Annotated in this window: 35 protein-coding genes; 1 reads left to right on the forward strand and 34 read right to left on the reverse strand. The window is 66.5% G+C overall.

Features of this window, described 5'->3' with window-relative positions; translation table 11 throughout:
* Positions 1-223: 223 nt before the first annotated feature.
* Together rpsI and rplM are read right to left on the reverse strand one after the other, a co-directional pair.
* The gene (gene rpsI / locus B5557_RS17670) at positions 224-745 is read right to left on the reverse strand and encodes a 30S ribosomal protein S9 (protein WP_079660402.1); all 522 of its coding nucleotides are present in this window, start codon (positions 743-745) and stop codon (positions 224-226) included.
* A 44-nt stretch (positions 746-789) separates the two neighbouring features.
* Positions 790-1233 carry a 50S ribosomal protein L13 gene (gene rplM, locus B5557_RS17675; RefSeq protein WP_020132189.1) on the reverse strand — a complete coding sequence of 148 codons (444 nt, stop codon included), beginning with the start codon at positions 1231-1233 and terminating at the stop codon, positions 790-792.
* A 399-nt stretch (positions 1234-1632) separates the two neighbouring features.
* On the opposite strand from rplM, the gene B5557_RS17680 reads away from it, so the two are divergent.
* Positions 1633-2508 (forward strand): hypothetical protein, encoded by an 876-nt coding sequence (locus B5557_RS17680; protein ID WP_079660403.1) that lies wholly within the window; start codon positions 1633-1635, stop codon positions 2506-2508.
* A gap of 28 nt (positions 2509-2536) precedes the next feature.
* Here the strand turns inward: B5557_RS17680 and truA are convergent, their stop codons facing one another.
* The 32 genes from truA to B5557_RS17845 all read right to left on the reverse strand — a co-directional run bounded on the left by truA (position 2537) and on the right by B5557_RS17845 (position 21222).
* Positions 2537-3394 (reverse strand): tRNA pseudouridine(38-40) synthase TruA, encoded by an 858-nt coding sequence (gene truA, locus B5557_RS17685; protein ID WP_079660404.1) that lies wholly within the window; start codon positions 3392-3394, stop codon positions 2537-2539.
* Positions 3395-3483: 89 nt separating this feature from the next.
* Positions 3484-3978 (reverse strand): 50S ribosomal protein L17, encoded by a 495-nt coding sequence (gene rplQ, locus B5557_RS17690; protein WP_079660405.1) that lies wholly within the window; start codon positions 3976-3978, stop codon positions 3484-3486.
* Positions 3979-4063: 85 nt separating this feature from the next.
* Positions 4064-5086, reverse strand: coding sequence for a DNA-directed RNA polymerase subunit alpha (locus B5557_RS17695; protein WP_003966937.1), 1023 nt, complete (start codon positions 5084-5086; stop codon positions 4064-4066).
* 171 nt (positions 5087-5257) lie between these two features.
* Positions 5258-5662, reverse strand: coding sequence for a 30S ribosomal protein S11 (rpsK, locus tag B5557_RS17700; protein ID WP_010354218.1), 405 nt, complete (start codon positions 5660-5662; stop codon positions 5258-5260).
* A 70-nt stretch (positions 5663-5732) separates the two neighbouring features.
* The gene (gene rpsM / locus B5557_RS17705; protein ID WP_020132619.1) at positions 5733-6113 is read right to left on the reverse strand and encodes a 30S ribosomal protein S13; all 381 of its coding nucleotides are present in this window, start codon (positions 6111-6113) and stop codon (positions 5733-5735) included.
* A 214-nt stretch (positions 6114-6327) separates the two neighbouring features.
* Positions 6328-6441, reverse strand: a complete 114-nt coding sequence (gene rpmJ / locus B5557_RS17710; protein WP_003998809.1) for a 50S ribosomal protein L36 — start codon at positions 6439-6441, stop codon at positions 6328-6330.
* Positions 6442-6513: 72 nt separating this feature from the next.
* A complete protein-coding gene (infA, locus tag B5557_RS17715; protein ID WP_003948620.1) occupies positions 6514-6735 on the reverse strand; it encodes a translation initiation factor IF-1 in 222 nt (73 codons plus the stop codon).
* A gap of 274 nt (positions 6736-7009) precedes the next feature.
* Positions 7010-7846 carry a type I methionyl aminopeptidase gene (gene map / locus B5557_RS17720; RefSeq protein WP_079660406.1) on the reverse strand — a complete coding sequence of 279 codons (837 nt, stop codon included), beginning with the start codon at positions 7844-7846 and terminating at the stop codon, positions 7010-7012.
* 104 nt (positions 7847-7950) lie between these two features.
* Positions 7951-8613: an adenylate kinase gene (locus B5557_RS17725; RefSeq protein WP_079660407.1), complete on the reverse strand. Its 663-nt coding sequence runs from the start codon at positions 8611-8613 to the stop codon at positions 7951-7953.
* The gene (gene secY, locus B5557_RS17730) at positions 8613-9926 is read right to left on the reverse strand and encodes a preprotein translocase subunit SecY (RefSeq protein ID WP_079660408.1); all 1314 of its coding nucleotides are present in this window, start codon (positions 9924-9926) and stop codon (positions 8613-8615) included. The genes B5557_RS17725 and secY overlap by 1 nt, the downstream gene beginning before the upstream one ends.
* 258 nt (positions 9927-10184) lie before the next feature.
* Positions 10185-10640 carry a 50S ribosomal protein L15 gene (gene rplO, locus B5557_RS17735; RefSeq protein ID WP_079660409.1) on the reverse strand — a complete coding sequence of 152 codons (456 nt, stop codon included), beginning with the start codon at positions 10638-10640 and terminating at the stop codon, positions 10185-10187.
* Positions 10641-10642: 2 nt separating this feature from the next.
* Positions 10643-10825 carry a 50S ribosomal protein L30 gene (gene rpmD / locus B5557_RS17740; protein WP_060901490.1) on the reverse strand — a complete coding sequence of 61 codons (183 nt, stop codon included), beginning with the start codon at positions 10823-10825 and terminating at the stop codon, positions 10643-10645.
* Positions 10825-11433, reverse strand: coding sequence for a 30S ribosomal protein S5 (rpsE, locus tag B5557_RS17745; protein WP_010354225.1), 609 nt, complete (start codon positions 11431-11433; stop codon positions 10825-10827). The genes rpmD and rpsE overlap by 1 nt, the downstream gene beginning before the upstream one ends.
* Before the next feature lie 36 nt (positions 11434-11469).
* The gene (gene rplR / locus B5557_RS17750; RefSeq protein WP_079660410.1) at positions 11470-11853 is read right to left on the reverse strand and encodes a 50S ribosomal protein L18; all 384 of its coding nucleotides are present in this window, start codon (positions 11851-11853) and stop codon (positions 11470-11472) included.
* Positions 11854-11856: 3 nt separating this feature from the next.
* Positions 11857-12396 carry a 50S ribosomal protein L6 gene (rplF, locus tag B5557_RS17755; protein ID WP_079660411.1) on the reverse strand — a complete coding sequence of 180 codons (540 nt, stop codon included), beginning with the start codon at positions 12394-12396 and terminating at the stop codon, positions 11857-11859.
* Positions 12397-12420: 24 nt separating this feature from the next.
* Positions 12421-12819 carry a 30S ribosomal protein S8 gene (gene rpsH / locus B5557_RS17760; protein ID WP_055592171.1) on the reverse strand — a complete coding sequence of 133 codons (399 nt, stop codon included), beginning with the start codon at positions 12817-12819 and terminating at the stop codon, positions 12421-12423.
* Between the two features lie 210 nt (positions 12820-13029).
* Positions 13030-13215: a type Z 30S ribosomal protein S14 gene (locus B5557_RS17770; RefSeq protein WP_030890724.1), complete on the reverse strand. Its 186-nt coding sequence runs from the start codon at positions 13213-13215 to the stop codon at positions 13030-13032.
* Between the two features lie 5 nt (positions 13216-13220).
* Positions 13221-13778 (reverse strand): 50S ribosomal protein L5, encoded by a 558-nt coding sequence (gene rplE / locus B5557_RS17775; protein WP_030788262.1) that lies wholly within the window; start codon positions 13776-13778, stop codon positions 13221-13223.
* Positions 13778-14101: a 50S ribosomal protein L24 gene (gene rplX / locus B5557_RS17780; protein WP_030039760.1), complete on the reverse strand. Its 324-nt coding sequence runs from the start codon at positions 14099-14101 to the stop codon at positions 13778-13780. Before rplX ends, rplE begins: the two co-directional genes overlap by 1 nt.
* Positions 14102-14103: 2 nt before the next feature.
* Entirely contained in the window at positions 14104-14472 is a 369-nt protein-coding gene (gene rplN, locus B5557_RS17785; protein WP_003998823.1) for a 50S ribosomal protein L14, read from the reverse strand.
* Between the two features lie 111 nt (positions 14473-14583).
* Positions 14584-14871 carry a 30S ribosomal protein S17 gene (rpsQ, locus tag B5557_RS17790; protein WP_079660412.1) on the reverse strand — a complete coding sequence of 96 codons (288 nt, stop codon included), beginning with the start codon at positions 14869-14871 and terminating at the stop codon, positions 14584-14586.
* Entirely contained in the window at positions 14871-15095 is a 225-nt protein-coding gene (rpmC, locus tag B5557_RS17795; protein ID WP_003998824.1) for a 50S ribosomal protein L29, read from the reverse strand. Before rpmC ends, rpsQ begins: the two co-directional genes overlap by 1 nt.
* Entirely contained in the window at positions 15095-15514 is a 420-nt protein-coding gene (gene rplP / locus B5557_RS17800; RefSeq protein ID WP_006140905.1) for a 50S ribosomal protein L16, read from the reverse strand. The genes rpmC and rplP overlap by 1 nt, the downstream gene beginning before the upstream one ends.
* A 5-nt stretch (positions 15515-15519) precedes the next feature.
* On the reverse strand, positions 15520-16350 hold the full coding sequence (rpsC, locus tag B5557_RS17805; RefSeq protein ID WP_079660413.1) for a 30S ribosomal protein S3: 831 nt from the start codon (positions 16348-16350) through the stop codon (positions 15520-15522).
* The gene (gene rplV, locus B5557_RS17810; protein WP_003974262.1) at positions 16350-16697 is read right to left on the reverse strand and encodes a 50S ribosomal protein L22; all 348 of its coding nucleotides are present in this window, start codon (positions 16695-16697) and stop codon (positions 16350-16352) included. Before rplV ends, rpsC begins: the two co-directional genes overlap by 1 nt.
* Before the next feature lie 42 nt (positions 16698-16739).
* Positions 16740-17021 carry a 30S ribosomal protein S19 gene (gene rpsS / locus B5557_RS17815; protein ID WP_018528354.1) on the reverse strand — a complete coding sequence of 94 codons (282 nt, stop codon included), beginning with the start codon at positions 17019-17021 and terminating at the stop codon, positions 16740-16742.
* A gap of 12 nt (positions 17022-17033) precedes the next feature.
* Positions 17034-17870: a 50S ribosomal protein L2 gene (gene rplB, locus B5557_RS17820; RefSeq protein WP_007384068.1), complete on the reverse strand. Its 837-nt coding sequence runs from the start codon at positions 17868-17870 to the stop codon at positions 17034-17036.
* Positions 17871-17910: 40 nt separating this feature from the next.
* Positions 17911-18330, reverse strand: a complete 420-nt coding sequence (gene rplW / locus B5557_RS17825) for a 50S ribosomal protein L23 (RefSeq protein WP_079660414.1) — start codon at positions 18328-18330, stop codon at positions 17911-17913.
* Positions 18330-18986 (reverse strand): 50S ribosomal protein L4, encoded by a 657-nt coding sequence (gene rplD, locus B5557_RS17830; protein WP_079660415.1) that lies wholly within the window; start codon positions 18984-18986, stop codon positions 18330-18332. The genes rplW and rplD overlap by 1 nt, the downstream gene beginning before the upstream one ends.
* Before the next feature lie 8 nt (positions 18987-18994).
* Entirely contained in the window at positions 18995-19639 is a 645-nt protein-coding gene (gene rplC / locus B5557_RS17835) for a 50S ribosomal protein L3 (RefSeq protein ID WP_069770402.1), read from the reverse strand.
* A 17-nt stretch (positions 19640-19656) separates the two neighbouring features.
* A complete protein-coding gene (gene rpsJ / locus B5557_RS17840; RefSeq protein ID WP_003948644.1) occupies positions 19657-19965 on the reverse strand; it encodes a 30S ribosomal protein S10 in 309 nt (102 codons plus the stop codon).
* A 408-nt stretch (positions 19966-20373) separates the two neighbouring features.
* Positions 20374-21222, reverse strand: coding sequence for a hypothetical protein (locus tag B5557_RS17845; RefSeq protein WP_079660416.1), 849 nt, complete (start codon positions 21220-21222; stop codon positions 20374-20376).
* Positions 21223-21227 lie beyond the last annotated feature (5 nt).

Below are 21227 nucleotides of genomic sequence, written 5' to 3' on the forward strand. Positions count from 1 at the left end.
AAGGCTGTGCGGTCGGGTTCGATGCCGGAGCGGCTCCCGCATCCAGGCATTGGATGCCCTGAACATCCGATCACACAAGCCTTTGAGCACCTTGTGCCGTTATACGCCCAGACTTGCGATAAAACGAACGCCCCGACGGCACAATGGCGTGCCGCCGGGGCGTTCGGAGTACGAGCGAGTGAGCCGGAGCTCGCTCCACATACGTACGAGCAGGCAGCGAAGCTTAACGCTTGCTGTACTGCGGGGCCTTGCGGGCCTTCTTGAGACCGGCCTTCTTGCGCTCGACCGCACGGTCGTCACGCGTGAGGAAGCCGGCCTTCTTCAAAGCGCCGCGGTTGTTGTCGACGTCGGCCTCGTTCAGCGCGCGGGCGACACCGAGACGGAGCGCACCGGCCTGACCGGAGACACCGCCACCCGAGATACGGGCGATGACGTCGTAGCGGCCTTCGAGCTCGAGCACCTTGAAGGGCTCGTTGACTTCCTGCTGGTGCACCTTGTTCGGGAAGTAGTCCTCGAGGGTGCGACCGTTGATCTTCCACTTGCCGGAGCCCGGAACGATCCGGACGCGGGCAATGGCGTTCTTGCGACGACCCAGGCCGGCGGCCGGCTGGGGCTCGCCGAAGCGGGAGGCCAGGGACTCCGAGGTGTACTCACCCTCGACGGGGACCTCGGACTCGGTGGTGTAGCTGTCGATGTCGACGAGCTCGGTCTCTTCGAGCGGCTGCTCGGCAGTGGTCTCGGCCACGGTTCTCCTCAGATTCTCTTCAGCTTGGGGTGGTGTGGCCGGACTTACTGCGCGACCTGGGTGATCTCGAACGGCACAGGCTGCTGCGCCGCGTGCGGGTGCACGTCACCCTTGTAGACCTTCAGCTTCGAGAGCATCTGACGGCCGAGCGTGTTCTTGGGGAGCATGCCCTTGACGGCCTTCTCGACGGCCTTCTCCGGGTTGTTCGCCAGCAGGTCGTCGTAGCGCACGGAGCGCAGACCGCCCGGGTACCCGGAGTGGCGGTAGGCCATCTTCTGGGTCCGCTTGTTGCCGGAGAGGTGCACCTTGTCGGCGTTGATGATGATGACGAAGTCACCGGTGTCGACGTGGGGCGCGTAGATCGGCTTGTGCTTGCCCCGGAGGAGGGACGCGGCAGTGGTGGCGAGACGGCCCAGGACGATGTCCTGAGCGTCGATGACGTGCCACTGGCGCGTCACATCGCCGGGCTTGGGGCTGTACGTACGCACGGTTCGTAGCCTTCGCTTCTTCAGTGAATGGTCCTGACAAGGTCACCGAAGACGATCACGACAGCCCAGACCGCACTGCGGTGACGCAAACCGCGTGCTGGTCGCTGGTCATCGGCCCGGTGGACCGGTGTAAGGGCCCGTCCCGTGAGAAGAGCGCGCCAATACACAACGAAGAAGCAGAATACCCGCGTCCTGGGGGCCGGGTCAAAACGAGGCCGGCCAGCCACGGAAACCGCCGCCCGAGTGGCCCGCGCCACACGCACGAGGGCCGCCTGGAGAAACGCCGCACCAACCACCCGGAGATGTCACGTTTTCCCGTACTCCCGTTCGGGAAACCGGGGGCTTCGGCGCTTGTCCGGGCGGAACAGGACCCCCCGCTCCCCGTCTAAGATGCGGCCCATGAGCTATGGGCAGGGGGGACCTCAGTCCCAGTGGGATCCGTGGAAACCGAACTCCCAGCAGCCGTGGGCCACCGGCGATGACGGCCGGACCCCGGACTGGGCCGCGCTCGCCGAGGCGTCCGAGACGCGCAACAAACGCCGTCGGCTGCTCTTCATAGGCGGCGGCGCGCTCGCCACTCTCGCCATCGGCACCGCCGTGGCCATGGCCGTGGTGTCGGCGAACGGCAAGGACGAGGCGAACAAGCCGACGTCCTCAGTGCCGGCGACCGGCGACCTGCCGAGCGCGTCCACCACCCCGTCCTTCGCGCCGACCAGCGCCCCGCCCCCGCTGGACCCGAAGGAGTTCGTGGCCAGCAAGGCCAAGGACACCGCGCCCAACGGACCCGACCTTCTCTTCCCCGGCACACAGCTCACCATGGGCTCCGTCGTGTACAAGAAGGGCCCCAAGGCGGACAGCGCCACCTGTGCCACGGGCGCCGCCGGCACCCTCGGCAAGGTCCTCACCGACAACGGCTGCACCCGCATGATGCGCGTGACGTACACCAAGGACGGTCTCGCGGTGACGGTCGGCGTGGCCGTCTTCGACACCGAGGCGCAGGCCCTCAAGGTCAAGAGCCAGTCCGACGCGAAGAGCATCGTCAAGGCCCTCACCGGCGGCGGCGTCAAGGCCTTCTGCAACGGCGCGGTCTGCCGCTCGACGACCAACTCCTATGGCAGGTACGCCTACTTCACGATCACCGGCTTCACCGACGGCAAGGACGTGACGACGAAGGACACGGCCGCCTTCACCACGGGCGACGACCTCGCCGAGTTCGCGTTCCAGCGGATCCGCCAGCGCGGCGAGGCCCAGGCGTCGGCGGCGGCCAACGGCTGACCGCCCGCGCCGACGCCAAGGCCGAGTGTCAGCAGCACCCAGCCGCACCGGGCAGGGACCGCTTGTTCCGCGCCTCCTTGTTGCGCGCGGCGAGCAGTTCGTCGGCCGGGTAGCCGACCTCCTCCAGCGTCAGCCCGTGCGGCCGTACGACATGCACGGCCGAGTCCCGTACGCCCGCGGCGAGCACCTTCCCCGGCCACTCCGGCCCCCGGTGCCCGTCCCCCACGAACAGCAGCGCCCCGATCAGCGACCGCACCATGTTGTGGCAGAAGGCGTCGGCGCGGACGGTCGCGGTGATGATCCCGTCGTCCCCGCGCACGAGGCTGAGCTCCTGGAGGGTGCGGATGGTGGTCGCGCCCTCCCGCCGCTTGCAGTAGGCGGCGAAGTCGTGCTCGCCGAGCAGCCGCCGCGCGGCCTCGTTCATGGCGTCGACATCGAGCGGCCAGTCGTGCCACAGGACGTGCCCCCGCAGCAGCGGGTCGACGCCCCCGGGGTTGTCGGTGACCCGGTACGCGTACCGCCGCCAGACGGCCGAGAAACGCGCGTTGAAGCCGCTGGGAGCCTCCCGCAGGGCCCACACCCGCACATCCCTCGGCAGCCGCCCGGCGAGCCGCTTGAGCAGCTTCTCGTGGTGCTCCACCCAGACCTCCCGCGGCAGATCGACATGGGCGACCTGCCCCCGGGCGTGCACCCCGGCATCGGTGCGCCCGGCCACGGTCAGCTCGTACGTCTCGCGGGACCGCGTCACGGTCCGCAGGGCGTCCTCGATCTCTCCCTGCACGGTCCGCCGGCCGCCGGCCTGCTTGGCCCACCCGGAGAACTCGGTCCCGTCGTAGGAAAGGTCGAGCCGCATCCGCACCTGTCCGGGCTGTACTTCGTCACTCACCCCTGGATCCTCTCAGCACTGCAACCTCCCGAGAACGCGGAACGGGCCCGCCCTCAAAAGGGCGGACCCGTTCACTGCGAGGCAGAACCTCAGGCGTCCTTGGACTCCTCGGCAGCGGCCTCCTCGGCCGGAGCCTCGGTGGTCTCCTCCGCCTTGGCCTCGTCGGCCTCCTTGACCGCACGCTTGGTGGCGGCCTCGGCCTCGCCGGTCGCCTGCTGCGCCACGGTCAGCGCCTCGACCAGCTCGATGACGGCCATGGGCGCGTTGTCGCCACGGCGGTTACCGATCTTGGTGATGCGGGTGTAGCCACCGGGACGGTTCTCGTAGCGCGGGCCGATCTCGGTGAAGAGCGTGTGCACGATGCTCTTGTCCGTGATCACCTGGAGCACCTGACGGCGGTTGTGAAGGTCGCCCTTCTTCGCCTTGGTGACCAGACGCTCGGCGTACGGGCGCAGCTTGCGCGCCTTCGCCTCGGTGGTGGTGATGCGGCCGTGCTCGAACAGCTGCTTCGCCAGGTTCGCGAGGAGCAGCTTCTCGTGCGCGGCGCTGCCGCCCATACGGGCACCCTTGGTGGGCTTCGGCATGGTCTTTCTCCTAGGTGTCTGCCCCGGCCGTGTCAGGTACCGGGGTCAGGAACCCGATGAGCGGATGCTCACCGGCAACGACCGATCAGTACTGCTCGGTCTCCACGAAACCCGCGTCCGCGTCGTCGTCGGCGCCGAAGGCGTCGGCCGCAGCGGTCGGGTCGAATCCGGGCGGGCTGTCCTTCAGGGCCAGGCCCATGCCGGCCAGCTTCGCCTTGACCTCGTCGATGGACTTCGCACCGAAGTTGCGGATGTCCAGGAGGTCGGCCTCGGAGCGGGCGACGAGCTCACCCACGGAGTGGATGCCCTCACGCTTGAGGCAGTTGTACGACCGAACGGTGAGCTCCAGCTCCTCGATCGGCAGCGCCAGATCAGCGGCGAGGGCGGCGTCCGTCGGGGACGGACCCATGTCGATGCCCTCGGCGTCGATGTTCAGCTCACGGGCGAGACCGAACAGCTCGACCAGCGTCTTACCGGCGGACGCCATGGCGTCACGCGGACGCATGGCCTGCTTGGTCTCGACGTCGACGATCAGCTTGTCGAAGTCGGTGCGCTGCTCGACACGCGTCGCCTCGACCTTGTACGTGACCTTGAGAACCGGCGAGTAGATCGAGTCGACCGGGATGCGCCCGATCTCCTGACCGACCTGCTTGTTCTGCACGGCGGAGACGTAACCGCGACCGCGCTCGACGGTCAGCTCCATCTCCAGCTTGCCCTTGCCGTTGAGCGTGGCGAGGACGAGGTCGGGGTTGTGCACCTCGACACCGGCCGGGGGCGCGATGTCGGCGGCGGTGACCAGACCCGGACCCTGCTTGCGCAGGTACATCACCACGGGCTCGTCGTGCTCGGACGACACGACCAGCTGCTTGATGTTGAGGATCAGGTCGGTGACGTCCTCCTTGACGCCCGGCACGGTGGTGAACTCGTGCAGGACTCCGTCGATCCGGATGCTGGTGACAGCGGCACCCGGGATCGAGGACAGGAGCGTACGGCGGAGGGAGTTGCCGAGGGTGTAGCCGAAGCCCGGCTCCAGCGGCTCGATCACGAACCGGGAGCGGAACTCGTCGACGACCTCTTCGGTCAACGAGGGACGCTGAGCAATCAGCATGTTGCGATCCTTCAGTCAGGGGCGCCCGCTATTTGACGCCCTGAGATGAGACAAGGGTACGGGCGATACGGCCCCGAAGGCCCGTACCGCCCGGCTGTTACCTGTGGGGGACAACCCCCACACCCCCGGCCGAAAAGCCCGGAGGCGCAGCAAACCCTGAAAGCGCTGGCGTCAGACGCGGCGACGCTTGGGCGGACGGCAGCCGTTGTGCGGGGTCGGGGTGACGTCCTGGATGGAGCCGACCTCGAGGCCCGTGGCCTGCAGGGAGCGGATGGCGGTCTCACGACCGGCGCCCGGGCCCTTGACGAAGACGTCGACCTTGCGCATGCCGTGCTCCTGCGCGCGACGGGCAGCCGACTCGGCGGCCATCTGCGCGGCGAACGGCGTGGACTTGCGCGAGCCCTTGAAGCCGACGTGGCCGGCGGAGGCCCAGGAGATCACGTTTCCGGCCGGGTCCGTGATGGACACGATCGTGTTGTTGAACGTGCTCTTGATGTGCGCCTGGCCGTGCGCGACGTTCTTCTTTTCCTTGCGGCGCACCTTCTTGGCAGCGCCCTGACGACCCTTGGGGGGCATCTACAAACTCCTACGGGGAGGTGGTCGGTCCTACAGCGAAGACCGCTGATGAAGCGTTGTCCGCTGAGGACTACTTCTTGCCCGGCTTCTTCTTGCCGGCGATGGCGCGACGCGGGCCCTTGCGGGTACGAGCGTTCGTGCTGGTGCGCTGACCGCGGACGGGCAGACCACGACGGTGACGAAGACCCTGGTAGCAGCCGATCTCCACCTTGCGGCGGATGTCGGCCTGGATCTCGCGACGAAGGTCACCCTCGGTCTTGATGTTGGCGTCCACGTACTCGCGGATCGCGACGAGCTGCTCCTCGGAGAGGTCGCGAACGCGGGTGTTCGGGTCGACGCCGGTCGCTGCCAGCGTCTCCTGGGAAAGGGTCCGGCCGATGCCGAACACGTAGGTGAGGGCGACCTCCACACGCTTTTCGCGCGGGATGTCGACACCGGAAACGCGTGCCATTCAATGGCTCCAGTTGATCCTCGGAGGTCTTCCACAGAACCGAATCCCAGCCGCCGGCCTCTTCACTCAGAAGATTTGGTACGGACTGGGTCCCCGGCCTCCGAACCGGGGGTGTCGGACGGGAGGTCCCGCCCGGGCTCTGCGTATGAACAATTCAGCTCGCGTCGCGCGAAGTCTCTGCGATATCGATGCAGAGGGTGTGATCTTTAAGCGATCAGCCCTGGCGCTGCTTGTGGCGCGGGTTCTCGCAAATGACCATGACCCGACCGTGACGGCGGATCACCCTGCACTTGTCGCAGATCTTCTTGACGCTCGGCTTGACCTTCATTGGGTGAGGTTCTCCGGGTCAGTTGCCGGCAGCCCCGAACGCCGGAACGGCGCCCGAGGGCATGGGCAAGATCTACTTGTACCGGTAGACGATCCGGCCACGCGTCAGGTCGTACGGAGACAGCTCCACCACGACCCGGTCGTCAGGGAGGATACGGATGTAGTGCATACGCATCTTGCCGCTGATGTGTGCCAGGACCTGGTGGCCGTTCTGGAGCTCGACCTTGAACATGGCGTTCGGAAGAGACTCGACGACAGTGCCCTCGATCTCGATGGCACCTTGCTTCTTGGCCACGCTTCGCCCTTCGAATCGACTACCTTGATCGACTCCCCTGCTTCCCCCTCAAGGGCGCATGTGGACATGCGGGTGCACGAGAGCCGACGAGTCAGTCTACGTCAGCGCACTCCGAAAGACGAATCGGGAAAGCCTGCCCCAGGGCGGAGATCGTTACTCCCAGCCCGTCCGGCGTTTGAGGACGAGGCCCTTTCGGGGCCGACAGCGGGGGTCTGGGGGCGGCAGCCCCCAGGCACGGGACGGGTAGGGGCGGCGGGGGCGGAAAAGCCGGGGCTCAGCCCAGCGGATCCGGCGCGGCCACGATCCCGTGCTCGGCCAGCTTCGCCTTCCCCCCGTCGGGAGCCGTCAGCACGAGCGGCCCCGCCTCCGTCAACGCCACCGAGTGCTCCCAGTGCGAGGACCAGGTCCCGTCCGTCGTGATGACGGTCCAGTCGTCCTGAAGCACCTCGGTCCGCGGGGTCCCGAGCGACACCATCGGCTCGATCGCCAGGCAGAACCCGGGCACCAGCTTGGGCCCCTTGCCCCGCCGCCGGTCGACGTAGTTCAGCAGATGCGGGTCCATGTGCATCTCGGTGCCGATGCCGTGGCCGCCGTAGTCCTCGATGATCCCGTACCGGCCGCCGCCGGGCTTGGGCTGGCGACGGATGTACGTCTCGATGGCCCGCGACACGTCCACCAGCCGGCTGCCCTGCTTCATGGCCGCGATCCCGGCCCACATCGACTCCTCCGTCACCCGGGACAGCTCGATGAGCTCCGGAGCGTGCCCGGAGCCGACGAACGCCGTGTAGGCCGCGTCGCCGTGCCAGCCATCCACGATCGCGCCGCAGTCGATGGAGATGATGTCGCCGTCCTTGAGGACGACCTCGTCCGAGGGGATGCCGTGCACGACGACGTCGTTCACGGACGTGCAGATCGTGGCCGGGAAACCGCCGTACCCGAGGAAGTTCGACTTCGCGCCGTTCTCCGCCAGGACCTTGCGGGCCACCTCGTCCAGGTCCTTCGTCGTCGCCCCGGGCACCGCCGCTTCCCGCGTCGCCGCGTGGATGGCGGCGACGACCAACCCCGCCGCTCGCATCTTGGCGATCTGCTCGGGGCTCTTGATCTGCACCATGGGGGGCCTGCGCTCTCCGTCACTCAGGTGGGTCGGTCATGTACGTACACAACACTACGGCCGTGGCGTCCCGGAGGACTCCACGGCCGTATCAGGGCCGACGACTACTGGTCGTCGCCCTCGCGCTTCAGCGCCGCCAGCGCACGGCCGGTGACCTCGTCCACCGGGCCCATGGCCTCGATGGTCACGACCAGGCCCTGCGCCTTGTAGTAGTCGATGATCGGCTCGGTCTGCGTGTGGTAGACCTCGAGCCGGGTTCGAACGGTGTCCTCGGAGTCGTCGTCCCGCTGGTACAGCTCGCCACCACAGACGTCACAGACGCCGTCCGTCGCGGGCTTCTTGTACGACACGTGGAAGACGTGCGAGGAGTCGTTGCGGCAGATGCGCCGGCCGGCGATCCGCTTGACGACCTCCTCCTCCGGGGCCTCCAGGTCCAGTACCGCGTCCAGCTTGATGCCCTCGGTGGTGAGGAGCTCGTCCAGCGCCTCCGCCTGCGAGACGTTGCGCGGGAAACCGTCCAGCAGGAAGCCGCGCTCGGCGTCCGGCTGCTCCATGCGGTCCTTGGCCATGGCGATGGTGACCTCGTCGGGGACGAGGTTGCCGGCGTCCATGTAGGACTTCGCGAGTTTCCCGAGTTCCGTCTGCCGGCTGATGTTGGCGCGGAACAGGTCGCCCGTGGAGATGTGGGGAACGCGCAGCTTCTCTGCCAGACGAGTGGCCTGCGTTCCCTTTCCGGCGCCAGGCGGCCCGACGAGGACGATACGCATCAGCGGAGGAACCCTTCGTAATTGCGCTGCTGGAGCTGGCTCTCGATCTGCTTCACCGTTTCGAGACCGACACCCACGATGATCAGGATGCTGGTACCACCGAACGGGAAGTTCTGGCTTGCCCCGAAGCCAACCAACGCCATCGTCGGTACAAGAGCGATCAGACCCAGATACAGCGAACCCGGCCAGGTGATCCGGTTGAGCACGTACGACAGGTACTCAGCGGTCGGTCGGCCAGCCCGGATGCCCGGGATGAAGCCACCATACTTCTTCATGTTGTCGGCGACTTCCTCGGGGTTGAAGGAGATCGCCACGTAGAAGAACGCGAAGAAAACGATCAGCAAGAAGTACATGCTGATGTAGATCGGGTGGTCGCCCTTGGTCAGATTCGTCTCGATCCAGGTCTTCCAGCTGGACTGACCGCTGGAGAACTGGGCGACGAGGGCCGGGATGTAGAGCAGCGACGAGGCGAAGATGACCGGGATCACACCGGCCTGGTTCACCTTGAGCGGGATGTACGTCGAGGTGCCGCCGTAGGACCGGCGGCCGATCATGCGCTTGGCGTACTGCACGGGGATCCGGCGCTGGGCCTGCTCGACGAAGACCACCAGACCGACCATGACCAGGCCGACCAGGATGACGGTGCCGAACTCGATCCAGCCGTCGGCCAGGGTGCCCTGCTTCTTGATGGCCCACAGCGCGGACGGGAACGTCGCGGCGATCGAGATGAACATCAGGATCGACATGCCGTTGCCGATGCCGCGGTCGGTGATGAGCTCACCGAGCCACATGACCATGGCCGTACCGGCGGTCATGCAGATGACCATGACGATGGTGGTGAAGATCGCGCGGTCCGGGACGATGCTCGACGCGACCGTGCAGCCGGAGAAGAGGGCGCCGCTGCGGGCGGTGGCCACCAGGCCGGTGCCCTGCAGGATGGCGAGCGCCACGGTGAGGTAGCGGGTGTACTGCGTGATCTTCGCCGTACCGGCCTGGCCCTCCTTCTTCAGGGCTTCCAGGCGCGGGATGACCACGGTCAGCAGCTGAAGGATGATGCTCGCCGTGATGTACGGCATGATGCCCAGCGCGAAGATGGTGATCTGCAGCAGCGCGCCGCCGCTGAACATGTTCACCAGACCGAAGAGGCCCTGGTTGCCGGACGCCTCGTCCACACACCGCTGAACGGACGTGTAGTCGACACCGGGGATCGGAATGTGCGTGCCGACCCGGTAGATCACGATGATCCCGAGCGTGAAGAGGAGCTTCTTGCGCAGGTCGGGCGTCTTGAACGCCCGGGCGAACGCGGTGAGCACGGTGCCTCCTGCGACCCCCGCGCATCTGCGTCAAGGGTGACGGTCTTGAGGGTCCAATAAGAACAACGACAGCGACAACGACATGTGTAACGGTCGACTGCCGCTCAAGGTGCCCCATGGGAAGCACCTTGTGAAAAGTGGGCAGTGCTGGTCACCTTACCGGCGAGACCGCCACCCTAGGAACGACCAACCGGGGATACCCCATTTGTGGGGTATCCCCGGTCGGGATCGCTCAAGTCATCGAGACGCCTGACTGGGTCAGATGAGCTCGGTGACGGTACCGCCGGCGGCGGTGATCTTCTCCTTGGCGGAGCCGGAGACGGCGTCAACCGAAACCTGCAGCGCGACGGAGATCTCGCCCTGGCCGAGAACCTTGACGAGGCTGTTCTTGCGAACGGCACCCTTGGCGACGAGCCCCTCGACGGTGACCTCGCCACCCTCCGGGTACAGCGCGGCCAGCTTGTCGAGGTTCACGACCTGGAACTCGGTCTTGAACGGGTTCTTGAAGCCCTTCAGCTTCGGAAGACGCATGTGGAGGGGCATCTGCCCACCCTCGAAGCGCTCCGGAACCTGGTAGCGGGCCTTCGTGCCCTTGGTACCACGACCGGCCGTCTTACCCTTCGACGCCTCACCACGACCCACACGGGTCTTGGCGGTCTTGGCGCCCGGGGCGGGACGGAGGTTGTGGATCTTGAGCGGGTTGTTCTCCGCCATGATCAGTCGACCTCCTCGACCGTCACGAGGTGGCGGACGGTGTGCACCATGCCGCGGAACTCGGGGCGGTCCTCCTTGACGACCACGTCGTTCAGGCGCTTGAGCCCGAGCGAACGCAGGGTGTCACGGTGGTTCTGCTTGCTGCCGATGTACGACTTCGTCTGCGTGATCCTGAGCTGAGCCATTACGCAGCACCAGCCCCGGCACGCGCACGAAGCAGAGCCGCGGGAGCGACGTCCTCGAGGGGCAGACCGCGGCGGGCCGCGATCTCCTCGGGACGCTGCAGGCCCTTCAGGGCCTCCACGGTCGCGTGCACGATGTTGATCGCGTTCGACGAGCCGAGCGACTTCGACAGGATGTCGTGCACGCCCGCGCACTCGAGCACGGCACGCACCGGGCCACCGGCGATAACGCCGGTACCGGGGGACGCCGGCTTGAGCAGGACGACGCCCGCCGCCTTCTCACCCGTGATCGGGTGCGGGATGGTGCCCTGGATACGGGGGACCTTGAAGAAGTGCTTCTTGGCCTCCTCAACACCCTTGGCGATGGCGGCCGGCACCTCCTTGGCCTTGCCGTAACCGACACCCACGGTGCCGTCACCGTCGCCCACCACGACCAGCGCGGTGAAGCTGAAGCGACGACCACCCTTCACAACCTTGGCGACACGGTTGATCGCGACGACGCGCTCAACGTACGCGGTCTTCTCGGCGGCAGCAGCGCCGCCGTCACGGCCCTTCCGGTCCCGCCGCTCGCCGCCACCGGCACCGCTTCCACGGCGCTGGGGTCCAGCCATTGGATTACCTCTCTCTTTCCGCTAGCTACAAGCGGCTCAGAACTTGAGCCCGGCCTCGCGGGCGGCGTCCGCCAGGGCGGCGATGCGCCCGGCGTACTGGTTACCACCACGGTCGAACACGACTGCCTCGACACCGGCGGCCTTGGCGCGCTCGGCGACCAGGGCGCCGACCTGCTTGGCCTGGGCGGACTTGTCGCCCTCGGCACCGCGGATCGAGGTGTCCAGCGTGGACGCCGAGGCCACGGTGTGGCCCTTGAGGTCGTCGATCACCTGCGCCACGATGTGGCGGTTGGAGCGGGTAACGACCAGACGGGGACGCTCCGCCGTACCGGAGATCCGCTTGCGGATCCGGATGTGACGGCGCTTGATCGCGGCGCGCTTGTAGGCGTCGCCCTTCAGGATCTTCTGCCCGTATGCCATGGCTTACTTACCCGCCTTTCCGACCTTGCGGCGGATGACTTCGCCCTCGTACTTGACACCCTTGGCCTTGTACGGGTCGGGCTTGCGCAGCTTGCGGATGTTGGCCGCAACCTCGCCGACCTTCTGCTTGTCGATGCCCTCGACCTGGAAGCGGGTCGGGGTCTCCACCTTGAAGGTGATTCCCTCGGGCGCCTCGACGGTGATCGGGTGGCTGTAACCGAGCGCGAACTCGAGGTTCGAGCCCTTCGCGGTCACGCGGTAACCGACACCACTGATCTCGAGCTTCTTCACGTAACCCTCGGTCACGCCGGTGATCATGTTCGCCACCAGCGTGCGGGACAGGCCGTGCAGGGCCTTGCTCTGACGCTCGTCGTTGGGGCGGGTGACGTTCAGAACGCCGTCCTCACCCTTGGCGATCTCGATCGGCGAAACGACGATGTGGGACAACGAGCCCTTGGGGCCCTTGACCGAGACCGTCTGGCCGTCGATGGTGACGTCCACACCGGCGGGAACCGTGATGGGGAGCTTGCCAATACGCGACATAGCTGTTTCCTCCGTTCCCTTCCGTTACCAGACGTAGGCGAGAACTTCTCCGCCTACGCCCTTCTTGCCGGCCTGCTTGTCGGTGAGGAGACCGTGCGACGTGGAGATGATCGCCACGCCGAGGCCGCCCAGCACCTTGGGCAGGGAGGTGGACTTCGCGTAAACCCGGAGACCGGGCTTGGAGATCCGCTTGATGCCCGCGATGGAGCGCTCACGGTTCGGGCCGAACTTCAGCTCGAGAACGAGGTTCTTGCCGACCTCGGCGTCCTCGGTCTTCCAACCCGTGATGAAGCCCTCCTGCTGGAGGATCTCCGCGATGTGAGACTTGATCTTCGATGCCGGCATCGTCACGGAGTCGTGGTACGCCGAGTTCGCGTTCCGCAGACGCGTAAGCATGTCTGCGATCGGATCAGTCATGGTCATGAATTGGCCTGTGGCCTCTCTCGCCGGGGTTTCCTGGTGCGCCATCCCTCTCCCCGATCCGAGACGGGACGGGTGCGGCGCGGTGGACCTACGGCGTAGTAAGTCGTACGGGCGTCAGGCGCCCAACCCTCCCAGCCTACGCCATGGAGGGACGGGCACCTGACACTGCCCTTTACTTACCGAGAGCCTCTGGAACCCTGTTTAGGGGGTTTACCAGGAGCTCTTGGTCACGCCCGGCAGCTCGCCGCGGTGAGCCATCTCACGAAGGCACACACGGCAGAGGCCGAACTTGCGGTACACGGAGTGCGGACGACCGCAGCGCTGGCAGCGGTTGTAAGCCCGCACAGCGAACTTGGGCTTACGAGCAGCCTTCGCGATCAGAGCCTTCTTCGCCATCTCGCTCACGCCTCCTTGAAGGGGAAGCCGAGGTGACGAAGGAGCGCGCGGCCCTCAGCGTCGTTGGTCGCCGTGGTGACCACGGTGATGTCCATACCCCGGACGCGGTCGATCTTGTCCTGGTCGATCTCGTGGAACATGACCTGCTCCGTGAGACCGAAGGTGTAGTTGCCACGGCCGTCGAACTGCTTGGGGGACAGGCCGCGGAAGTCGCGGATGCGCGGGAGCGCGAGCGACAGGGTGCGGTCCAGGAACTCCCACATGCGGTCGCCACGAAGCGTGACGTGGGCACCGATCGGCTGACCCTCACGCAGCTTGAACTGCGCGATGGACTTGCGGGCCTTGGTGACGGCCGGCTTCTGACCGGTGATCGTGGTGAGGTCGCGGATGGCGCCCTCGATCAGCTTGGAGTCGCGGGCGGCGTCGCCCACACCCATGTTGACCACGATCTTGACGAGGCCGGGGATCTGCATGACGTTCTCGTAGGAGAACTCCTCACGCAGCTTGCCCGCGATCTCCTCGCGGTACTTCGTCTTCAGACGCGGAGTCGTGGTGGTAGCCATCAGATGTCCTCACCCGTCCGCTTGGCAACGCGGATCTTGTTGCCCTCGTCGTCGAAGCGGTAACCGACGCGCGTGACGACCTTGTTGCCGTCCTTCTCCACGACCAGCTGAACGTTGGACACGTGGATCGGGGCCTCGGTGGTCACGATGCCGCCGGCCTGCGAGCCCTTGGCGGTCGGACCGGCCTTCGTGTGCTTCTTGACCCGGTTGACACCCTCGACCAGGACGCGGTCCTCACGGGGGAAGGCCGCGATGACCTTGCCCTGCTTGCCCTTGTCCTTACCGGTGATGACCTGGACCAGGTCGCCCTTCTTGATCTTCATGCTTACAGCACCTCCGGAGCCAGCGAGATGATCTTCATGAACTTCTTCTCGCGCAGCTCACGCCCGACCGGGCCGAAGATGCGGGTGCCGCGAGGGTCGCCGTCGTTCTTCAGAATGACGGCGGCGTTCTCGTCGAAGCGGATGTACGAGCCGTCCGGACGGCGGCGCTCCTTGACGGTGCGAACGATGACCGCCTTGACGACGTCACCCTTCTTCACGTTGCCACCGGGGATCGCGTCCTTGACGGTGGCGACGATGACGTCACCGATGCCCGCGTAGCGGCGACCGGAGCCACCGAGCACACGGATGCAAAGGATTTCCTTCGCACCAGTGTTGTCGGCGACACGCAGTCGCGACTCCTGCTGGATCACGTCTATCTCCTGTTTGTCTGCCGGTTCCCGGGGCGGGGCGTAAGTAGGTAACTAACTAACGCCCCGCCCCGAGCCTGGCGGAACTGACCTGCGGGATTACCCCCGCAGGAATTACTTGGCCTTCTCGAGGATCTCGACGATGCGCCAGCGCTTCGTCGCGGACAGCGGCCGGGTCTCCGCGAGGAGGACACGGTCGCCGACGCCCGCAGCGTTCTGCTCGTCGTGCGCCTTGAGCTTGTTCGTACGGCGGATGACCTTGCCGTACAGCGCGTGCTTGACGCGGTCCTCGACAGCGACGACGACGGTCTTGTCCATCTTGTCGCTGACGACGAGACCCTCACGGGTCTTGCGGAAGCCGCGGGCCTCTGCAGTCTGCTCAGTCACGTTGTTCTCACTCATCAGGCGCTCTCCACCGTCTCGATGCCCAGCTCGCGCTCACGCATCAGGGTGTAGATCCGCGCGATGTCCTTACGGACGGCCTTGAGCCGACCGTGGTTCTCGAGCTGACCCGTCGCCGCCTGGAAGCGGAGGTTGAACAGCTCTTCCTTGGCTTCGCGAAGCTTCGCCAGAAGCTCCTCGTCACCCAGTTCGCGCAGCTCGGACGCCTTGGTACCGGCCGACATCACGCTTCACCTGCCTCGCGCTTGACGATCCGGCACTTCATCGGCAGCTTGTGGGCTGCGCGAGTCAGGGCCTCACGGGCGATCTTCTCGTTGGGGTAGGACAGCTCGAACATGACCCGGCCCGGGTGCACGTTCGCGATCCACCACTCGGGAGAACCCTTACCGGAACCCATGCGGGTCTCGGCAGGCTTCTTCGTGAGCGGGCGGTCCGGGTAGATGTTGATCCAGACCTTGCCGCCACGCTTGATGTGGCGGGTCATCGCGATACGGGCCGCCTCGATCTGGCGGTTGGTCACGTACGCCGGCGTGAGGGCCTGAATGCCGTACTCGCCGAACGAGACCGTCGTACCGCCCTTGGCCTGACCACGGCGCTTCGGGTGGTGCTGCTTGCGGTGCTTGACCCTACGGGGGATCAGCATGTCGGTCAGGCCTCCGTTCCGGTGCTCTCAGCCGGAGCGGCAGCCGCCGGAGCCTCGGCCTTGGGGGCCTCGGCGGCGGGAGCCTGCTGCGGCTTGCGACCGCGACCGCCACGCTCGCCACCGCGGCCACCACGGGCCGGGCGGTCAGCGCCACCACGGGCCGGGCGGTTGCCGGCGCGGGCAGCGGCGTTCTCGGCGCGGACCTCGGCGATGTTCTTGACGTCGCCCTTGTAGATCCAGACCTTCACGCCGATGCGGCCGAAGGTCGTCTTGGCCTCGAAGAAGCCGTAGTCCACGTTCGCGCGGAGCGTGTGCAGGGGCACACGGCCCTCGCGGTAGAACTCCGAGCGGGACATCTCGGCGCCGCCGAGGCGGCCACCGCACTGGATCTTGATGCCCTTGGCGCCCGCCTTCATCGCCGACTGCATGCTCTTACGCATGGCGCGACGGAAGGAGACGCGGGAGGAGAGCTGCTCGGCGACGGCCTGGGCCACCAGCTGAGCGTCGACCTCGGGGTTCTTGACCTCGAGGATGTTCAGCTGGACCTGCTTCTTGGTCAGCTTCTCCAGGTCGCCGCGGATACGGTCGGCCTCGGCGCCGCGGCGGCCGATGACGATGCCCGGACGCGCGGTGTGGATGTCGACGCGGACGCGGTCACGGGTGCGCTCGATCTCCACCTTCGAGATGCCGGCGCGCTCCATGCCGGACGTCATCATCCGACGGATGGCGACGTCTTCCTTGACGTATTCCTTGTACGACTTGTCGGCGTACCAGCGGGACTTGAAGTCCGTGGTGATGCCGAGCCGGAACCCATGCGGGTTAACCTTCTGGCCCATTACCGGGTCCCTTCCTTGCTGCTGACGACCACGGTGATGTGGCTGGTCCGCTTGCGGATCCGGTAGGCGCGGCCCTGGGCGCGCGGACGGAACCGCTTCAGGGTCGGGCCCTCGTCGACGTAGGCCTCGGAGATGAAGAGGCTGTCGGCGTCAGTGTGGTCGTAGTTGTGCGCGGCGTTGGCAATGGCGCTGTCCAGCACCTTGCCGACCGGCACGCTCGCGGCCTGCGGGGCGAAACGCAGGACCGCCTGAGCCTCCGTGGCGTCCATGCCACGGATAAGGTCCACCACCCGGCGGGCCTTCATGGGCGTGACGCGGATGTACCGCGCCTGGGCCCTGGCTTCCATGGTTGTCCTTCCAGTGTCTGTCATGGTCATTCCACCCCGCTACTAGCGGCGCTTCGACTTCCGGTCGTCCTTGACGTGACCCCGGAAGGTGCGCGTCGGCGAGAACTCGCCGAGCTTGTGGCCGACCATCGACTCGGTGACAAACACCGGAATGTGGGTCTTGCCGTTGTGCACCGCGATCGTGTGGCCCAGCATGCTGGGAATGATCATCGAGCGACGGGACCAGGTCTTGATGACGTTCTTGGAACCGGCTTCGTTCTGGGCGTCCACCTTCTTTACGAGGTGTCCGTCGACGAAGGGCCCCTTCTTGAGACTGCGCGGCATCTAAACCCGCTCCTAGCGCTTCTTGTTCGTCTTGCGGCGGCGGACGATGTACTTGTTCGAAGCCTTCTTCGGCGAACGAGTACGACCCTCCTTCTGACCCCAGGGGCTGACCGGGTGGCGACCACCGGAGGTCTTGCCCTCACCACCACCGTGGGGGTGGTCAACCGGGTTCATCGCCACACCGCGAACGGTCGGGCGGACGCCCAGCCAGCGCTTGCGGCCGGCCTTGCCCCAGTTGATGTTGCTCTGCTCGGCGTTGCCGACCTCGCCGACCGTGGCGCGGCAGCGCTGGTCGACCAGGCGGATCTCACCGGACGGCATACGAAGGTGGGCCATCGTGCCCTCCTTCGCGAGCAGCTGCACGGAGGCGCCGGCGGAGCGGGCGAACTTGGCACCGCCACCGGGACGGAGCTCGATCGCGTGGATCGTGGTACCGACCGGGATGTTGCGGAGCGCCAGGTTGTTGCCCGGCTTGATGTCGGCCCCGGGACCGTTCTCGACGCGGTCGCCCTGCTGCAGGTTGCGCGGGGCGAGGATGTAGCGCTTCTCGCCGTCGGCGTAGTGCAGCAGCGCGATGCGCGCGGTGCGGTTGGGGTCGTACTCGATGTGCGCGACCTTCGCCGGCACGCCGTCCTTGTCGTGACGACGGAAGTCGATGACACGGTAGGCGCGCTTGTGTCCGCCACCCTGGTGGCGAACGGTCACACGACCGGCGTTGTTACGGCCGCCCTTGCTGTGCAGCGGGCGGACCAGCGACTTCTCCGGCGTGGACCGCGTGACCTCGACGAAGTCGGCGACGCTGGAGCCACGACGGCCCGGCGTAGTCGGCTTGTACTTGCGGATTCCCATTTTTCAGTCCTCGTCCGATATCGGACGATCCGGACCGCCCTTAGGCGGTCGGACCGCCGAAGATGTCGATACGGTCGCCCTCAGCAAGGGTCACGATCGCTCGCTTGGTGGCGGCACGCTGACCGAAACCGGTCTTCGTGCGCTTGCGCTTGCCGATGCGGTTGATCGTGTTGACCCCGGTGACCTTGACCGAGAAGACCGCCTGGACGGCCTGCTTGATCTGGGTCTTGTTGGCGTTCGGGTCGACGATGAACGTGTACTTGTTCTCGTCGAGGAGCGCGTAGCTCTTCTCCGACACGACCGGCTTCAGCAGCACGTCACGGGGGTCCGTGTACGCCTTGCTGGGCGCGGTGACGACGGTGTTCTTGCCCTCGGTGGCGTGGCGCTTCGCCTTGGCGACGCGCGCGGCCTTGGCGGCCTTGGCAGCCTTGGCGGCAATGCTCGGGTGACGCGTAGCCATCAGGCGTCACTCCCTTCGGTGTCGTTGGCCTTCGGGCCGGCGACGAAGGACTCGAGAGCGGCCTGGGTGAAGACCACGTCGTCCGAGACGATCACGTCGTACGTGTTCAGCTGGCCCGGCTCCAGGATGTGCACCTGGGGCAGGTTGCGGGCGGACAGCCACGCGGCCTCGTCGGCGCGGTCGACGACCAGGAGCAGGTTCTTGCGCTCCGAGATCTTGCCGAACAGCGTGCGAGCGGCCTTGGTGGAGGGGGTCTCGCCCTCGATCACGCCGGTGACGACGTGAATGCGGTTGTGGCGGGCCCGGTCGGTGAGGGCGTGACGCAGGGCGGCAGCCTTCATCTTCTTCGGGGTCCGCTGCGAGTAGTCGCGCGGCACGGGACCGTGCACGACGCCACCACCGGCGAACTGGGGCGCGCGGGTAGAGCCCTGGCGCGCACGGCCGGTGCCCTTCTGACGGTAAGGCTTCTTACCGCCACCACGAACCTCGCCGCGGGTCTTGGTCTTGTGCGTGCCCTGACGGGCAGCGGCGTTCTGCGCGACGACGACCTGGTGGATCAGCGGGATGCTGACCTTCTCCACGCCGAAGATCTCCGCGGGGAGCTCGACGCTACCGGTCTTCTCGCCGGCAGGCGAAAGGATGTCAACAGTGCTCATCGGTTACCTCAGGCCCCCTTGGCCGCGGTGCGGACCAGGACGAGGCCGCCGTTCGGACCGGGGACAGCGCCCTTGATGAGCAGCAGACCCTTCTCCGCGTCAACGGCGTGGACGGTCAGGTTCTGGGTGGTGACACGCTCGTTGCCCATGCGACCCGCCATGCGGAGGCCCTTGAACACGCGGCCCGGGGTGGCGCAGCCACCGATGGAACCGGGCGAGCGGTGCTTGCGCTGGGTGCCGTGTCCGGCGCCGAGGCCCTTGAAGTTGTGACGCTTCATGACACCGGCGAAGCCCTTGCCCTTGCTCTTGCCGGTCACGTCGACCTTCACGCCGGCCTCGAAGACCTCGGCGGTGATTTCCTGACCGAGCGTGTACTCGGCGGCATCGGCCGTCCGGATCTCGACGAGGTGGCGACGGGGCGTGACGTCGGCCTTGGCGAAGTGGCCCTTGAGGGGCTTGTTCACCTTGCGCGGGTCGATCTCGCCGAAGGCGATCTGGACCGACTCGTAGCCGTCGCTGTCGTTCGTGCGGACCTGGGTCACGACGTTCGGGCCGGCCTTGACGACGGTGACCGGAACAACACGGTTGTTCTCGTCCCACACCTGCGTCATGCCGAGCTTCTCGCCCAGGATGCCCTTGATCTGCTTAGCCATTCTCAGATCACCAGCCCTCAGAGCTTGATCTCGATGTCGACACCGGCCGGGAGGTCGAGTCGCATCAGAGAGTCAACGGTCTTGGGGGTCGGGTCGAGAATGTCGATCAGGCGCTTGTGCGTGCGCATCTCGAAGTGCTCGCGCGAGTCCTTGTACTTGTGCGGCGACTTGATGACGCAGTACACGTTCTTCTCAGTGGGCAGCGGCACCGGGCCCGCGACCGACGCACCAGTACGCGTCACCGTCTCGACGATCTTCTTCGCCGAGCTGTCGATGACCTCGTGGTCGTAGGCCTTGAGCCGGATGCGGATCTTCTGTCCCGCCATGGCTACTCAGTAGTCCTGTCTCTTCTAACGCTCTGGAACCAGATGGTCCGTTTCACTTCGTTCTCCGACCCACGCGGTCGGGTGTGTCGCGCTCTCGCCGACACAGATGCCCCTTGTTCGAACATCCCTGCTGGGAAAGCACGGCCCTTCCGGAACCGCAAGCCGGGGACGAAAGGCCCACCGGGTGCCTGGTCGGCGCCGCACTGACACTTCCCGAAAGATTCCCGTACGTCCGCCCCAGCGCTGCCATCAGGCAGTTAGGGCGACGAGTACTGTGGGACTCGCTTCCGGTCCTCCCGGCGGGAGGCGCGCAGCATCAACACTCGACCGAGCAACTCCGACAGTCTGCCATATGGGGCAGGGGCCTGGCCAATCGAGCCGGAGAGAATACCCCGGACGTGACGCAGGTCAAACGCGAGGCGCGGCGAGTGCTGCTCGCACGCCTGTCAGGTCGGCGGTCGCGGGGGCAGCGGACGCAGGCGCAGGCGCAGGCGCTGGCGTCTGGGCCGGTGCGTGAGGGCAGCGCCAGATGCAGTACCCGCAGGGCGGCGGCTCGGCTCCGCCGGATGGCGCGCCTTCGCCCTGACCAGAGCCGTCGGCGGACTCGGACTCGGACTCGGGCTGACTGGCGAAGGCGCTTCTGCCGCTGTGCCGGAAGTTCTTGTTGCGGTCTTCCGCCTGTTTGCGGAGCCTACGCCGCTCCGGTGAGAGGAAAGCGCCGTTCTTCCGTTGCAGGTAGCTGCTCAGGCACCGCTCGAACGCTGCGTCGAACTCCTGCAGCGCGGACTCCAGAGCTGGGAGATAGCGATCGATGCCGATCTCGGAAAGCCGCGGCGCAGAGCTCATGACGTCGATCCGGTCGCCGAACCTGCGAAGCTCCGTCCGGAACTGTTTCACGGCATCCTCGTACATGCCGAACTCGGCGAGCAGCCCGTCTCTCGACATGGAGAACTCGCCGCGCAGCGCCTCGTAAAGTTCTGGGCTCGGCCGCGTCTCCGCACAGAACAGCTCGTCGCGCTGGGTGGCCGTCAGTGTGGTTCGGGAGGCCGCCTCCTCCCGTCGCTCCTCCAACGCCTGGACGCAGCTGTCGACGGCGGCTTCGGCCACGCCTCTGGTACGCCCCCAGAGGGCGCACAGGTCCATCAACGGTTTGTTGTAGCGCCTGCTCACCCGCTGCGAACCGGCACGGAGTGATATGAAGGCCACCCACACCGTGCCCACAGTGGTGATGAGTGCCACGAAAATCTCGCCCAGCACGATCC

It is taken from the genome of Streptomyces sp. 3214.6 (assembly GCF_900129855.1).
In the GTDB taxonomy this organism is placed as follows: domain Bacteria; phylum Actinomycetota; class Actinomycetes; order Streptomycetales; family Streptomycetaceae; genus Streptomyces; species Streptomyces soliscabiei.